This window comes from Lactobacillus hamsteri DSM 5661 = JCM 6256, assembly GCF_000615445.1.
Lineage (GTDB): Bacteria > Bacillota > Bacilli > Lactobacillales > Lactobacillaceae > Lactobacillus > Lactobacillus hamsteri.
On the sequence record NZ_BALY01000004.1, the window covers coordinates 34,039 to 49,302 of the forward strand.

Sequence of the window (15,264 nt, forward strand, 5' to 3'; positions counted from 1 at the left end):
AATACTTGTTCTAATTATACAAGTAGATCCAAATAACAATCAACCCACTAAAGCAATGAAAAAAGCGTAGGACTTCTTCCTACGCTTTTATTTTGCAACTGCAACCACACGTTTTTCACGAATAACAGTAATTTTAATGTTACCTGGGTAATCTAATTCTTTTTCAACTTGATTACGGATATCTCGTGCCAAAACAACAATGCGATCATCTGAAATTTCGTCAGGTTCAACCATTACGCGAACTTCGCGTCCAGCCTGGATTGCATAAGCTTGCTTAACGCCTTGATAACTCATCGCAATCTTTTCTAATTCTGTTAAACGTCTAATGTAATTTTCTAGACTTTCGCTTCTTGCACCAGGACGTGCTGATGAAACCGTATCTGCTGCAACAACCAGTTCAGCAATAAACGATAACTTAGGTACATCCCCGTGGTGTGCGGCAATTGCATTAATAACGACCTCTGGTTCATGATATTTACGAGCAAGTTCTACACCAATTTCAACGTGTGAACCTTCAATATCATGATCAATGGCCTTACCAATATCGTGTAATAATCCCGCGCGAACTGCTAGTTTTTCATCTAAGCCAAGTTCCGCAGCCATTGTGCCAGCTAACTTACCCACTTCAACAGAGTGAGCCAAAACATTTTGACCATAAGAAGTACGATATTTAAGTCGTCCAAGAGTTTTAACTAATTCTGGATTCATACGGTGAATTCCCAAATCCATCAAAGCACTTTCTCCGGCCTCATAAATATCATCGTTAACTTCTTTACGAGCCTTATCAACCATTTCTTCAATGCGAGCTGGATGAATACGACCATCTTTAATTAAACGTTCCATCGCACGCTTGGCAATTTCACGTCTAATAGGATCAAAACCACTTAATGTCACCACTTTTGGTGTATCATCAATAATTAAATCAATTCCAGTTAAAGCCTCAAAAGAACGAATATTTCGTCCTTCACGACCAATGATTCTACCTTTCATTTCTTCATTAGGTAAATCAACAACTGAAACTGTAGTTTCAGCAACTGTATCAGCTGCACTACTTTGAATTGCATCAACTAAAACTTTATGAGCAAAATGATCTGCTTTAGCTTGAACTTCTTCATTGCTATTACGGATCAATTCGGCACGTTCCTTAACTAATTCGTCAGATAATTGATCAAGAACGATCTTTTCAGCTTGTTTTCGATCAAGTTCAGCGACTTCATATAGTTTTTGACGTCTTTGCTCAATTAAATCATTGGCTTCATTAAGCTTGTCATCTAAATTAGCTTGCTGCTGTTTCAATTGGTTTTCTCTTTGTGAAATATCGGATTCTCGTTCATCCAACAAAGAATTTTTATGATCAAGAGTATCTTCACGTTGTTGAAGACGGTTCTCTGCACGAGAAACTTCATCACGTTTCTTGCTCAAACTATCTTCTGTTTTTTGTCGATAATCATTAATCTCTTCTTGAGCTTCAAGAATTTTTTCTTTTTTGGTATTTTCTGCACTTTGCTTAACTGCTTGAGCAGCTTGCTTTTGTGCATCAACTTCTGCTTTGGCAGTTGCAACTTGTGCCTTAGCATCTGCGAGAATATGATCTGCATCATTCTGAGCATTTTGGGCTTTCTTTTCCCAAGAATGTTTTCGAATAGCATAACCTATGCCTAATCCCACTAAAAGAAAAACAATAGCAATTACGGCGGGAATCAAAATATTATTATTTACCATGATTACTATCGCCTTTTTTTAGAATTATTCACACAATTCAATGATAAAGAACAAAAATGTCTCTGTCAATCAGCAAGAAAAAACCTTGGAAATTAAATTCCAAGGTTTAAACTAATTTCTTTAATTTTCCGTACTGGCATCTTTTTTATCATCAGAAGCTGTTGGATTTGCTTTATTATCGGCTTCACGCTTTTCTTTGATTTTCTCTGGATTTTCACGATCAGCAATTGATTGTTCATCAATACCGTAAGCTTGGCGAACTTGAGATTGAATATCTCGGTAAATATCTGGATGATCTTCCAAATACTTCTTAGCATTTTCACGGCCTTGACCAATTCGATCGCTCTTATATGAGTACCATGATCCAGCCTTATCAATAATATCCTTATCTGCGGCCATATCAAGCAATTCCCCACTTTGAGAAATCCCCTTGCCGTACATAATATCAACTTCTGCAACCTTAAATGGTGGAGCAACCTTGTTTTTAACAACTTTAATTTTGACACGGTTACCTAAAACTTCACCAGATTGCTTAATTTGTTCGGCTCTTCTTACTTCAAGACGAATTGTTGAGTAAAACTTAAGAGCACGGCCACCGGGTGTTGTTTCAGGATTTCCAAACATAACTCCAACTTTTTCACGAATCTGATTGATAAAGATTGCGATAGTTTTGGTTTTAGAAATTGTACCTGAAAGTTTACGCAAAGCTTGACTCATAAGTCTTGCTTGCAAACCAACGTGGGCATCACCCATTTCACCTTCAATTTCAGCACGAGGAACCAAGGCAGCTACAGAATCCACGACAACGATATCGATAGCACCACTAGAAATCAAGGTATCTGCAATTTGCAATCCTTCTTCACCAGTGTTGGGTTGTGACAAAATAAGCGAATCAATATCAACACCTAATGCTTCTGCATAAGCTGGGTCCATTGCGTTTTCCGCGTCGATATAAGCAGCAGTTCCGCCACGCTTTTGAACTTCAGCGACAGCATGTAAAGCTACTGTAGTTTTACCTGATGATTCTGGACCATAAACTTCAATAATACGGCCACGAGGATATCCACCGACACCAAGGGCTGCATCTAAAGCAATTGAACCTGTAGGAACTGTTGAAATTTGCGTATCAGCTTTTTCACCCATACGCATAACAGCACCCTTACCAAAGTTCTTTTCAATTTTCTTAAGCGCTGCATCTAAAGCAGCCTTTTTTTCATCTTTGGCCAAACTTTAATACCTCCTAATGAATTTACTTAATAATTATACTTTGTATCCTAGTGAGATTGCAAGAAAAAAGCGAACTAGCGTTTTAGTTTTTTTACCCTCTCATATATAAATACGCAAAAATTTTATTTTTTGCCGAAAAAAATAAAGAGAAAGTATAAAAACTTTCTCTTCATAAATATTTTCAATTATGATTACATTGAACCCTTGAATACGCTCCATGATGAATGGAAATAATCGTAACCTGAGTAAACAGCAAATACTAAAGCAATGTAAAGTAAAACTGTACCAATGTAAAATGGATCGCCAACAAGTAAAAAGATAATTGCTAACATTTGAGCAGTAGTCTTAATTTTACCTGGCATTTTAGCAGCAATAACTTCGCCGTCGTTTTCAACAACGATCAAACGCAAACCTGTAACAGCAAGTTCACGGCAGACAATAATTGCAACAACCCAAGCTGGTGCCAATTTTAAACTAACTAAGAAAATAAATGCTGTCATTGTCAACATTTTATCTGCAAGTGGATCCGCAAATTTACCAAAGTTGGTAACCAATCCACGTGAACGAGCAATATGACCGTCAAGCCAGTCGGTTGCTGAAGCGACTGCAAACACAACCATGGCAATGACTTGAAGCCAAGAAACAACGTGGCCTTGCATAACGCCTGTTGGTGCTACATAGCCATTTGTTGCACCCTTAAAAATTAATAACAACATAAATACTGGAATCATAAAGATTCTGAACATTGTTAATTTATTAGGTAAATTCATTTTAATCTCCTATTTTTACTTTATGTCAAAACTCAATTATTGAGCATTCCCACTGTCACCGTTGTTGCCATTGTTGGTAGTATTAGCAGCACTTGATTGTTGAGTAGATTGTTGTTGACTACTTTGAGTTTGGCTGCTTTGAGTTTGACTTTGAGTAGAAGACTGAGTTGTTGTTCTACTACTTTGAGTTTCGCTCTGACGGCTTCTGCTACTTTGAGTAGTATTATTGCTTTGTCGATTATTAGTTGTTGAAGAACTATTAGTAGTACTATTATTGGCATTATCGTTATTAGTACTATTAGCATTATGATCGTGGTTATTAGATTGATGCTTAGCCTTACCAATCAACAAAGTTATTGAACGGTAATTACCAATTGGTGCGTATGATACACGCTTATCACCAATTTTAATTGAAGTACCATTATCATTTCCTAAAGTAATAACTACACGTTGAGCATCACTTGGAACAGTTACGGTACGTTTTTGATTTGCAGCAAGACTTTGTTGAGTACCTACAGGAGTTCCGTTTACAGATACACTTGTGGTAATAGTTTGTTGCCCAGCTTTAATAACCAAACGACGATTATTCTTCAAGCCGGTAACACGATATTCATTATCAGAAATACGGCTAACCTTTACATTATTCTTCTTAACAACAGGAGCTGCTTTCTTAGAAGAAGAACTTTGTGAAGAAACAGTAACGTTATCATTGTTATCTGCAGTATTATTTTGATTGTTAGAAGAAAGTCTAGCATACAAAACATAAACAACTAAAATAACAATAATTACACCAAGACCGATAGCAATTCTTGGTAAGTAATTCTTCCACAAATTCTTCTTATTATCCGTTGTTTCACGGACCTCTTCACTCTTATTATCAATAGAGTTTTCAACATATTCATCTGGTTTAGATTCAGGCACATCTTGATGATATTCGCTAAGCAATTCCTTACCATCTAATCCAACAATTTGTGCATATTGTCTAATAAATGCTCTTACGTAAAAATCTCCAGGAAGTTTATCAAAATCATTTTGTTCGATTGCTGTCAGATATCTACTTTGAATTTTGGTAGCCTTTTCAATATCTTCAATCGATAAACCTTTTTCTTCTCTGGCACTGCGTAATTTTTCTCCGATATCTGCCATATTTACCTCTTCAAAATTTAAGTTAACAAATTGAGTATACCATGAACTACTTAGGTATTAAAACCCGACTTTAATTATTATACAAGCCAACCACCTGTAATGTAAATCGTTTGTCCCGTACAATAACCGCTGCGTTTATCCAATAAAGTTTTTACCCAAAAGGAAATGTCATTACCTTCTGCTAATCGGCCAGCAGGAATTTCGTCCCTCACTTCTTGCAAAGTTTCTTTAGAAAACATTGCATTCATTTCAGTATTTACCGCTCCTGGCGCAATAACATTTACAGTTAAATTAGTCGATGCAACTTCACGAGCATAAGCTTGCGTAAATCTAGTCAAGCCAGCTTTAGTAGAACTATAAACAGCCTCAAGTGCGCTGCCTTGACCGCCATAAACTGAACCTAAATATACAATTCGACTAAAATTTTGTTTAATCAGCATTGGCTCAAGCAATTTAGTCAATTTAACAGGTACAGTTAAATTAACTTGCATAACTTTCTCAATATCCGATAACTTCTGGTCATTCAAGAAACCATATTTAGTTATTCCTTGTGCAAAAACAGCTGCATTAACTGGTAATAAATTATTGACAAAATTTGTCAATTCTTCATCAGATGTCGCAAAATTAAGTTTAACAGGAATAAAATCTTGATTTGGATATTTTTTCATCAATTCTTGGCTAGCGATATTTGCTGCATCAAAATTACTATTGCAATGCAAATAAAGCGACCAACCAGCATCTGCTAAGTCATTACAGATTGCTTGTCCAATACCGCCAGTTGCTCCAAAAACAATTGCCCGCTTCACTATTTTTCGTCCTTTCCTTTTAGACGTGCTGAGCAAATTTGACTATCTTTCATTAAAGTTTCACAGTGTTCAAGATATTGATCAAAACTCATAGTTTGCAATTTGCGCAAATTAGCAAAAGAATCTTCATTATCTAAACTTTCCTCTGCTGTTTCAACTGCTAAATATGATAAGTTGTTCAAACTTCGCACATTTTGTGCTAACCATTCTTTTTTCTGCAATTCAAAAAAGTCCTCTGAAAAATTCCTTTCCCTATTTGGAACTAATTCTTTCAGCTCTTCTTTAATTGCATCAATTACTCTTCGACTCTGTTCACTAACCCCAAAAATAGTCACAAAGCTTCCTTGCCGAGTATAATTTACCGAAATTTGCAACGGATTGCTCAATAAATTCTCTTTCTTCATTCGTTCAAACCACGGACTGATTACACTTAGTTTTGATTCTAACATTATTTCAAGCAAAGTTTGAGCTAAATCAAGACTTGATAATACTTTCTTAAAGTTTTTTAAATAAATTCCCACTCCAAACAAATTTGAATTGCTCTGCGATGATAAAGCAACATCCTTCATTTGACCTATAACTTCAGTGTGATCAAATTTTGCTTTTTTATTAGTAGAAAAATATTTCTTTTGTAATTTATTAACTAAACTAAAAATTGTTTTAACTTGATAATCCGAAAAATCACCACAAGCAATAAAATGCATTTTAGTTGGCAAATAGTTCTCTTTATAGACCTGTAACAATTTTTCGGCGGTTACCGCATCAATTGATTTTTTAGTTCCTGCTACATCCAATCCTAAATTTGATGTGGCAAACATTTCTTTCATAATTGTATTATTAATTGCCCAATTAGGATCATCTTGATACATAGCAAGCTCTTGCTGAATAATTGGAGCCTCTTTAGCTACATTTTCTTTAGTAAAATATGGTTCCCCAACTATTCTAAACAACAATTCAATTAATTTTTGATTATGTTCAATCCCGCTACAATAAAACATCGTTTCATTGAATGAAGTGAATGCATTAACATCCGCACCCAATTCTTCAAATTTATGCGAAATATCGCCATCTTTTTTAGCAAAAAGCTTATGCTCCAAAAAATGTGCTGAACCAGCAATTTCTTGAGGATCGCTACTACCAAAATCAACAATTATTCCAAAAAAACGTTGATTAAATTGCTTTCGTAATAAAATATCTGCTTCAAAGCCAGAATCATATTGACGTTTAATAATTTTAGGTGAAATCATTTTAAAACATAACTTTCATTAAAAAATAGATTTTGAGCAAACTTCTCTAATTGCTTCGCAGTTACATACTTAATCGCCTTCTCACGATCAAAATCTTGATAGTCTGGAAACAATTGATCTCTCAACATTTGGGCAAGTTGCCAATTTTCTTGATCTTGTCCAATAAGTTGTGTATTCAATAAACTCTTTTTTGCCTTCTTTAAAAGATCAAGATCAATTTTACCAATCGCGACTTGTTTTACTTCATTCTTAATAATTGCCTTAGCTTCATCAACTTGATCAGGATCAAGTCCGGCATTAATTAAGAATAAGCAATTGTTTGCATAATTATTTGCCTCAACATCGTAAGCTGCACCTAACTCCTCACGAATTTTAGTAAATAGCTTTGAAGATTGATCACCAGCTAAATACTGTGACAAAACCATACCACAAATTTGTTTTTTATAATCTAGCTTTTCTCGATAGCCATATCCCATCATAAGTTGGGCTTGTAAGTTGCCATAATTATCAACTTGATCAATGTCTAACTTTTCAGCAGGTATACTAAAATCATTCGTCATAAACTCTTCAAGAACACCGACTTGCTTAAAATTATCTTTGATCAATTTTTCCATTTGCTTACTATCACGAGCTATACAAATAACTGAAGACGGCATCTTTTCCATAGCCTTAACAAACTTTTGAGCTGAAGCTATACTAGCTTCCTTTATTTCTTCAATTGGGCCCATAAAATTTTCTGCATAATCTGGCTGATGTTTATACCACAACTTAAAGAAACGCTCAATTGCATAATTAGATGGCTGTTGCATTAATTCATTATAATCTGATAATAATTGCTTTTTAGTTAATTCAAGCAAATCTGAATTAAAGACATCTGGACAATGAATAAGCTTTTCCAAAATATCTACAATTTTTTCATACGTATATTCAGGATCTAATACTTCTGTAGGCTCAAGAAAATTGGCTACATATGAAATGATAATTTGTTTACCAAATAATTGTGGCGTAACTTCAAATTGTAAATCATATAACTTAGAAAGTTCGCGTTGCTGTTCACGAATTGTACGAAAATATATCGTTGCATTCATTTGAGATTTAGCAATCAAACTTGCGTAAGCCAAATTATGACTTGTCAACGGCATACGCAAAAAACAGCCTAGAGTGGCTGTTGTAAATTTAGTATTTTGTTTTACTAAAGTATTAACTTTGAGCATTATTTTCATCCTTTTCTGGCGGAACAAGAACTTGACGAGGTTTGGAACCTTCTGACGGACCCACAATTCCCTTAGCTTCCATTTCATCAACAATTCTTGCAGCACGATTGTAACCTATTCTAAATCTACGTTGCAGCATTGATACGCTTGCTGTTTGTTGCTTTCTCACCAAGCTAACTGCTTCATTATAAAACTCATCTTCTGGCTCATCATTATTCGATCCTTCTGATGAAGAAGCTGCTCCCTTTTGTGGAATCATGTTTTGATCATACTCCGCTGTTTGTTGCTCTTTTACCCATGAAATAACTTTTTCTACTTCATGAGAAGCTATATAGGCTCCCTGAATACGTTCAGGCTTAGAAGCACCAATTGGCATATAAAGCATATCTCCTCGACCAAGCAATTTTTCAGCACCCGTTTGATCAAGAATTGTACGTGAATCTACTCCACTTGAAACTGCAAATGAAATTCTTGATGGAACATTTGCTTTAATTAATCCAGTAATAACATCCACACTTGGACGTTGAGTTGCTAAAATCATATGAATGCCGGCAGCACGTGCCATTTGTCCCAAACGAACAATTGCACCTTCAACATCATGACCACCCACCATCATTAAATCGCTAAGTTCATCAACAACAACTAAAATACATGGCAAAGTTTCCATTGCAGGCTTAGTTTTATCCTGATTATTTTCAGCAACCTTTTGATTATATTCAGCCATATTTCGAGCACCACTGGCCGCAAACAACTTATAGCGTCGTTCCATTTCTTTAACAACTTTGTGTAAAGCATTAGCTGCTAATTTTGCATCTGTAACAACAGGAATCAATAAATGAGGGACACCGTTGTAAACAGATAATTCAACCATTTTTGGATCAATCAAAACCAATTTGACGTCTTCTGGTCGCGACTTCATCAAAATACTCGTTAAAATCGTATTAATTGCAACAGATTTACCAGAACCAGTAGATCCAGCGATCAAAAGGTGGGGCATTTTAGCTAAATTAGCTGAAATAGTTTGTCCTGTAACATCTTTTCCCAGTGGAACTGATAATGGATCTTTTTTAGCCTTAGCATCTTGATGTTCCATTACATCTTTAAATGACACCACTGAAGTTGCACGATTAGGAACTTCAATACCAATATACGGCTTTCCAGGAATAGGCGCTTCAATTCTGATATCCTTAGCAGCCAAGGCTAATGCTAAATCATCTGACAAATTAACAATTCTACTTACTTTAACCCCTACTGCAGGTTGAACTTCATAACGAGTTATGGTTGGACCCAAAATTGCTTTTTTAATAATAACTTTTACACCAAAACTTTTGAAAGTTGATTGTAAAGTCTGCGTATTCTTTTGAATAAGCTGCTTATCAGTACTTTGATCTGTACTTTTTATTGGATCAAGCAATGTTAAAGGCGGCTTTTTATAAGTTGGATTAACCTTCGTAGGTTTAATTTCACCATGATCAACGCCTTCTAATTCTTGCTTAATTTTATTATCTTCATCAGCAAATGAATGAGACTTGGGCAAACTATCGCTTTCAACAGGATCTTCACCTGATTGAGGAGCAACTTGGATTTGCGGTTCAGAATGATCATCGGAATAAAAGCTTGGTTTCTCCTTTTCGTCGGAATCATCAGAGGTAATAACTTCTGGCACACTCTCTTCTTCGCTTTCATCATTACTTTCTTCTACAGATGAAGCCGGCAAAGAGGTCTGACTATTAAAGTCACCCATATCCGGAAAAATATCTTTACTATCATCAGCTAATGGATCTTGTAAAGAATCCCGATTAGATTTCTTTTCTAACCTGCGTTCCTGCTGTTTTTCACGCAACTCACCATATTTATCTTTTAATTTGCTGCCAACCTCTTTATTCTTATCAATAAAGTTTTGGCTAACAAATTGAAACTTATTAATGATAGTCCGATATTTGACGTCAAAAAACATCAAAAATCCAACAGGGATAAATAAAATAGCTAATACACGAATCCCAATCTGTCCCAAAAGTGAATACAAAATTTGAAAGCCTAATGTTCCAAATAAGCCACCGCCAACAGATACAGTTACGCCAGCACGACCGAATTCACCTGACATTTCATGCCAAAAGGAATTCATAAATGCATTATTCACTTCTTCGTTAGCAAAATATATGCTGCTTTGAATTAAAAGTATGCCAAAAAGTGCAAGAATTAGGCCACATATTCTTTTAACTTTGAGATGTGCTGGTTGGTTATAAATCACCATTACTAGGCCAAAAATCACCATTAAGGCACTAGCTATTAAATAAGAATCACCAAAAAATAGACGAATCAAATTAGCAACTTGCTTGCCAAGAGCTCCTACTTTACTAAAAGCAAGAATAGCCAACACAATTTGAACAAGCCCCGCCGTTACCCAATACAAAGCTTGTTCTTTTTTTGCTTTTGTTTTTCGTGTAGTTTTTTTCTTTATTACTCTCTTTTTTCTTTTCTTAGGCATGACCTCACCTAATCAAATTTAAAAGTTAGCTTGGAAGTTCAAGTTGACTGGCTGATCCAAAGCAACTTGTGTAACTTCATAAGTCAAAGTTTCAATATATTCAACAAGAGGACGACTTAAAATTTTATAGTCACTATTATCAAGATCTTGACCATCGCCATAGTAATCCTTTAATTTTACAATTTGACTAATTTGTCCACTTACTGAAAATTCACCCGGACTTGGGGCAACATCAAAGACAACAGAAACTTCGAAATAACTGCCACCTTCACCTTCATCAGTTGTCCCATCCTCGTTTTGACGAGCAGCTTTTCTAAAGGCAACATTTACTTCATTCTTTACTTTTGGTTCATCATTTAAATCATAGTGAAATGCACGCACCATGACTGGCGTTTCCTTTTCAAATTCCATATTACTTCTCATCCCCTAAATTACGTTCATATCTTTCTGGACGATTATAGTCGTCTTTTAATTTATCATTTTCATAGTGGTGGCTAGTTTCCATATTTGGAAAGCCTTGTTGACGCAAAGCTTCAAGAAGCACCATAGCTACTGAATTTGATAAATTATAACAGCGAATGTCATCAGACATTGGAATACGCAAATTGCGATCATAATATTCTCGCATAAATGTTTCTGGTAAACCAGTAGTTTCTTTACCAAAAACAAAGTAATAATTCTTATTTGGATCAGTATAATCTACTTCTGAATAATTTTTTGATGAAAACTTGGAAATCAAATACATTTCATCATTTGGACCTAAAGTCTTCAAAAATGCATCCAAGTCATCATGCATATGAATATCCACTTTATCCCAATAATCGAGACCTGCACGTTTCATTCTCTTATTATCAATTTGAAAACCTAATGGTTCAATCAAATCAAGAACAGTATGCGTACCTGCACATGTACGTGCAATATTTCCTGTATTTGCAGGCATTAATGGTTCATATAAAACTACGTGATTAGTCATAAAATTTCTCCCTTTTTAGCAAAAAAGCGCGGTTCAACAAACCACGTTTTTTACTTATTCGTTTTATTCGATATATCTTTATTTAAAATCAAATCTCTTGTGGCTGTGTCATCAGTATCATCAAAAACATCTGATACTTTTCGATAATAATTGTACACACGAGAGATGATAATCTTCAAGCATGCATAGATTGGAATTCCAAAAACTACACCCCAAAGTCCCCAAACTGAACTTGCACCTATTAAGAGCAAAATTGTTGTAATGGGATGCATCTCCAACTTATTGCCCATTATTAAAGGACTAATTAAACGAGATTCAATTGTTTGTTCAATTGCAAAAACAATTAATACTTTAATTAGCATTGGAACAGAGGTCATGATTGCAATTACCAAAACAGGAATAAATGCAATAAATGTACCAAAATATGGAATTAAGTTTAAAACTCCAGCCAAAATAGCCAAAGCATAACCATATGGAAGACCTACAATGCTATAACCAATCGCAAACATTACTCCTACCCAAAAAGCAACAGTAATTTGTCCACGAATATATGAAGCAATAGCAAAGTTAATGTCATATAACAATTGACTGAAACTTTCTTGCCAACGTTGTGGCGCAAATTTAGTCAAATATGGTCTAAGCTGATGTCCATCCTTTAACATGAAAAACAAAATAAACGGTGCCGTAAGCAAGGTCATCATGATCATTGTAATGATGCTGACAGCTGAAGAAATGTTGCCAATTGTCGCATTAATCGTATCTTGACCTGATCTAAACAAGGTTTTTTGAGTGTTGTTAATCCATTTATCAATATTACCGCGGACACCATGCAAGCGTGGATCACTTAAAGCATTTTGAGTAGTATTTACCGCATCATTCCAAATGTGAGGCCAATTTTTAATTAAGGAATTAACCTGTCCTTGCACAATAGGAATAATTGTATTAATAATCCAAATTAAAGCAACAATCACCAATACGAATAAAACCGCAATTGTTAACACTCGTGGTACTTTGCAACGCTTTTCTAGCCAATCTACTATCGGATTCATAATGTAAAATTGAATTCCTGCAAGTAGAAGTGGTGGCAAGATTGCACTGAAGAAAAGCCAAGCCGGATTTAGTACAAAAGAAATCTTGTTGAACACCCAAATAATTAGGAAGAACAACAAGAGATTAAATAATATAACACTAAAACGATTGTTTAAAAACCATTTATCAAAAAAAGTATTTTTAAAATGTTTTCTATTTTCCATCAAAGATCCTACTAAATATGTTCATAAACAATATCGTCATCAAGCTTAAAATCTGGCATTGCTTGATCAGGATCTGGATCAAAGTAAACAGCATTGGCAAGTGGTGCCTTAGGAACAGGACGATTGAAGAATAAAGTTGCGTGACCTAAAGCTTTAATATTGCTTTCAACCATTGGGCCTACATAATTAGCAACATAAGTTTGACCATCTACAGTGATAGTATCGCCTTTTTTAAATACAAAAGTCTTAGCAGGCGTATCAGTATTAAATTGTTGAATAACTGATACATCTTCTAATTCTTTGTTGGCACCAACGCCAAATAAAATTACCATACCGTCTTTAGAATCAACGGCTTTTTTTCCGATTCGTTTAATATTTGCAGTCCATTTCATAAAAATCCAACTCCTTACTTACCTATAATTTTATCATAAGAAAAACCGCTTAACTAATTAAGCGATCAACTTTCTAGAATTATTTAAAAAACTATTTTCTCACTACTTAATTTCGACTTAAAAATTATATTTGCTCTATAATAGTTTTATGAATATTCAGATGGAGGTTACCCTATGAAAGTTTTAATTGGTGGTTATACCAAACATGATTCTAAAGGAATTTACGAACTAGATTTTTCTGGTGAAAACGAAACCGCTCGCTTAGATGAAGCGAAAAATATAATTGAAGTTAGTGGCCCTACTTATTTTAGAAAAGACGGCAATTTAATTTTTGCAATTAATAAGCCTAATAACAACGAAGGCGGTATTAGCGTCTTTAAATTAAACAACGGACAATATGAAGAAGTTGAAACTTACTTAACCCCTGGCTCATCCCCAGCTTATGTAGGAATCAATCGTGAAAGACATCTTCTTTATACTGCCAATTATCACACAGGCATCATTTCAGTATTCAGCTATGACGAAAACGGCAAATTAACTTTACTCGATACTGATACCCACACTGCTAAGACTTTAGGCCCACGTCCTGAACAAGTTGACGGCGCTCACCCACACTTCTTTGATGAAACACCTGCGGGAAATTTGGTTTGTTGTGATTTAGGCAACGACACTGTTGAATTTTACCGCCTAAATGATGAAAATAAGCTCGAACACCTTGCCACCTACAAGAACGAAGCTGGATTTGGTGATCGTCATATTGTCTTTTCAAAAGATGGCAACTATTTCTATGTTGCTGGTGAACTTTCAAGCAAAATTAATGTAGTTAAATTCAACGAAAACACCTGGGAATTTGAAGATATTGCTACCTACTCAACTATTCCTGTTGATTGGGACAAGCATAATGGTGCTGCCGCAATTCGCATCAGTAATGATGGTAGATTTATCTATGTTTCAAATCGTGGCAATGACTCAATTACTGTTTTTGCAGTTAATGAAGATCATACTTTAAAATTATTGCAAAGAATTTCAGTATTTGGTGAATTCCCACGTGATTTCAACTGGGATGACAGCGAAAAATACGTTGTTGTTGCCAACCAAAATACTAATAATGCCACTCTTTACTTAAGAAGCAGTGAAGATGGGATGCTTACTCCTATTCAACATGATATTGAAATTCCTGAGGGCACCTGCGTTGTTTTCAGTAACTAATAACTAAAAATTATTGCATACAAAGGCTATGACAGTTGGTCATAGCTTTTTTCTTAGGTTAAAATAGAATTATACATGTAATGAGGAGGTCTTTTATGAACAGAAAAACTATTCGAATATTGCTATTTATTGCTGGTGGCTTGCTTGGCCTTCTTGTTTTATATCATCTATATTTGAGCTTTTTACCAGAAATAAAACTTTTAATGCATTTCGATCATCATAATGAAGAATTGTTGATCAAAATGGTTCGCAGCCATGGCTGGGAAGATCTAATTTTTGTTTTCGTTCTTAATACTTTAGCCGTAGCTATTCCGGGTTTATCAAATGGTATATTTAGCGTATTAAATGGTATTCTCTATGGCCCAGCCCGCGGATTTATCGTTAACTGGATCAGTGCTGTTTTGGGACAAATAATTCTTTTATTTTTACTGCAAAAACTCTATAATCCTAAAAAACTGGAGCACAGCAAAATCTATAAGCTCATGATGGGACAAAATTATCCTCAAGTAAGTTTGACAGTTGGTTACATGTTGCCATTCATCCCTAGCGCAACAATTGCTTACGCAAATGCTTTAATAAACAAAGAATTCAAAAACAGATTAATTCCAATTTCAATCGGTGCCATTCCAATGGCATATTTATATGCTTACGGCGGCGACTCAATCTTGCACTTAGACGCTAAAAGAATTATTACTACAATTGTTGTCTTCGTAATTATCGCTGCAATCGCTGTTGCATTTTTAATGATTATGCGTGAAATTAAAAAGCATACAAAAAAGATTTAGGCTTCAATTCAAACCTAAATCTTTTTTATTTT

14 protein-coding genes are annotated in these 15,264 nt (G+C 35.0%); 2 read left to right on the plus strand and 12 right to left on the minus strand.

The features are described from left to right. Positions 1 to 87: 87 nt before the first annotated feature. The 12 genes from rny to JCM6256_RS01895 form a co-directional block, all read right to left on the minus strand. On the minus strand, positions 88 to 1,722 hold the full coding sequence (rny, locus tag JCM6256_RS01840) for a ribonuclease Y (RefSeq protein ID WP_025080135.1): 1,635 nt from the start codon (positions 1,720 to 1,722) through the stop codon (positions 88 to 90). Between the two features lie 120 nt (positions 1,723 to 1,842). Beyond that, complete coding sequence (gene recA, locus JCM6256_RS01845; RefSeq protein ID WP_025080136.1) at positions 1,843 to 2,949, minus strand: recombinase RecA; 1,107 nt, start codon at positions 2,947 to 2,949, stop codon at positions 1,843 to 1,845. A 191-nt stretch (positions 2,950 to 3,140) separates the two neighbouring features. After that, positions 3,141 to 3,719 carry a CDP-diacylglycerol--glycerol-3-phosphate 3-phosphatidyltransferase gene (gene pgsA, locus JCM6256_RS01850; RefSeq protein WP_025080137.1) on the minus strand — a complete coding sequence of 193 codons (579 nt, stop codon included), beginning with the start codon at positions 3,717 to 3,719 and terminating at the stop codon, positions 3,141 to 3,143. Positions 3,720 to 3,755: 36 nt separating this feature from the next. Next, positions 3,756 to 4,865, minus strand: coding sequence for a helix-turn-helix domain-containing protein (locus tag JCM6256_RS01855; protein WP_025080138.1), 1,110 nt, complete (start codon positions 4,863 to 4,865; stop codon positions 3,756 to 3,758). 77 nt (positions 4,866 to 4,942) lie between these two features. Beyond that, positions 4,943 to 5,671, minus strand: coding sequence for an elongation factor P 5-aminopentanone reductase (ymfI, locus tag JCM6256_RS01860; RefSeq protein ID WP_025080139.1), 729 nt, complete (start codon positions 5,669 to 5,671; stop codon positions 4,943 to 4,945). Continuing rightward, positions 5,671 to 6,918, minus strand: coding sequence for a M16 family metallopeptidase (locus tag JCM6256_RS01865; protein ID WP_025080140.1), 1,248 nt, complete (start codon positions 6,916 to 6,918; stop codon positions 5,671 to 5,673). The genes ymfI and JCM6256_RS01865 overlap by 1 nt, the downstream gene beginning before the upstream one ends. Continuing rightward, positions 6,915 to 8,132: a M16 family metallopeptidase gene (locus tag JCM6256_RS01870; RefSeq protein WP_025080141.1), complete on the minus strand. Its 1,218-nt coding sequence runs from the start codon at positions 8,130 to 8,132 to the stop codon at positions 6,915 to 6,917. The genes JCM6256_RS01865 and JCM6256_RS01870 overlap by 4 nt, the downstream gene beginning before the upstream one ends. Further along, positions 8,119 to 10,620, minus strand: coding sequence for a DNA translocase FtsK (locus JCM6256_RS01875; RefSeq protein ID WP_025080142.1), 2,502 nt, complete (start codon positions 10,618 to 10,620; stop codon positions 8,119 to 8,121). Before JCM6256_RS01875 ends, JCM6256_RS01870 begins: the two co-directional genes overlap by 14 nt. 18 nt (positions 10,621 to 10,638) lie before the next feature. Continuing rightward, complete coding sequence (locus tag JCM6256_RS01880) at positions 10,639 to 11,031, minus strand: DUF1149 family protein (RefSeq protein ID WP_025080143.1); 393 nt, start codon at positions 11,029 to 11,031, stop codon at positions 10,639 to 10,641. Position 11,032: 1 nt separating this feature from the next. Next, positions 11,033 to 11,593 (minus strand): tRNA (cytidine(34)-2'-O)-methyltransferase, encoded by a 561-nt coding sequence (locus JCM6256_RS01885; RefSeq protein ID WP_025080144.1) that lies wholly within the window; start codon positions 11,591 to 11,593, stop codon positions 11,033 to 11,035. 50 nt (positions 11,594 to 11,643) lie between these two features. Then, positions 11,644 to 12,846: an AI-2E family transporter gene (locus tag JCM6256_RS01890; RefSeq protein WP_025080145.1), complete on the minus strand. Its 1,203-nt coding sequence runs from the start codon at positions 12,844 to 12,846 to the stop codon at positions 11,644 to 11,646. Between the two features lie 11 nt (positions 12,847 to 12,857). After that, positions 12,858 to 13,238, minus strand: a complete 381-nt coding sequence (locus JCM6256_RS01895) for a PTS glucitol/sorbitol transporter subunit IIA (RefSeq protein ID WP_025080146.1) — start codon at positions 13,236 to 13,238, stop codon at positions 12,858 to 12,860. 174 nt (positions 13,239 to 13,412) lie between these two features. On the opposite strand from JCM6256_RS01895, the gene JCM6256_RS01900 reads away from it, so the two are divergent. Then, positions 13,413 to 14,447 carry a lactonase family protein gene (locus JCM6256_RS01900; protein ID WP_025080147.1) on the plus strand — a complete coding sequence of 345 codons (1,035 nt, stop codon included), beginning with the start codon at positions 13,413 to 13,415 and terminating at the stop codon, positions 14,445 to 14,447. 95 nt (positions 14,448 to 14,542) lie between these two features. Further along, complete coding sequence (locus tag JCM6256_RS01905) at positions 14,543 to 15,232, plus strand: TVP38/TMEM64 family protein (protein WP_025080148.1); 690 nt, start codon at positions 14,543 to 14,545, stop codon at positions 15,230 to 15,232. Positions 15,233 to 15,264: the final 32 nt, after the last annotated feature.

Excerpts from the sequence above, each read along its gene's own strand:
- JCM6256_RS01890 (WP_025080145.1), bottom strand. The coding sequence starts at position 12,846 with ATGGAAAATAGAAAACATTTTAAAAATACTTTTTTTGATAAATGGTTT.
- JCM6256_RS01870 (WP_025080141.1), bottom strand. The coding sequence starts at position 8,132 with ATGCTCAAAGTTAATACTTTAGTAAAACAAAATACTAAATTTACAACA.
- JCM6256_RS01885 (WP_025080144.1), bottom strand. The coding sequence starts at position 11,593 with ATGACTAATCACGTAGTTTTATATGAACCATTAATGCCTGCAAATACA.
- JCM6256_RS01900 (WP_025080147.1), top strand. The coding sequence starts at position 13,413 with ATGAAAGTTTTAATTGGTGGTTATACCAAACATGATTCTAAAGGAATT.
- JCM6256_RS01880 (WP_025080143.1), bottom strand. The coding sequence starts at position 11,031 with ATGGAATTTGAAAAGGAAACGCCAGTCATGGTGCGTGCATTTCACTAT.
- JCM6256_RS01875 (WP_025080142.1), bottom strand. The coding sequence starts at position 10,620 with ATGCCTAAGAAAAGAAAAAAGAGAGTAATAAAGAAAAAAACTACACGA.
- pgsA (WP_025080137.1), bottom strand. The coding sequence starts at position 3,719 with ATGAATTTACCTAATAAATTAACAATGTTCAGAATCTTTATGATTCCA.
- JCM6256_RS01855 (WP_025080138.1), bottom strand. The coding sequence starts at position 4,865 with ATGGCAGATATCGGAGAAAAATTACGCAGTGCCAGAGAAGAAAAAGGT.
- JCM6256_RS01905 (WP_025080148.1), top strand. The coding sequence starts at position 14,543 with ATGAACAGAAAAACTATTCGAATATTGCTATTTATTGCTGGTGGCTTG.
- JCM6256_RS01895 (WP_025080146.1), bottom strand. The coding sequence starts at position 13,238 with ATGAAATGGACTGCAAATATTAAACGAATCGGAAAAAAAGCCGTTGAT.
- rny (WP_025080135.1), bottom strand. The coding sequence starts at position 1,722 with ATGGTAAATAATAATATTTTGATTCCCGCCGTAATTGCTATTGTTTTT.
- JCM6256_RS01865 (WP_025080140.1), bottom strand. The coding sequence starts at position 6,918 with ATGATTTCACCTAAAATTATTAAACGTCAATATGATTCTGGCTTTGAA.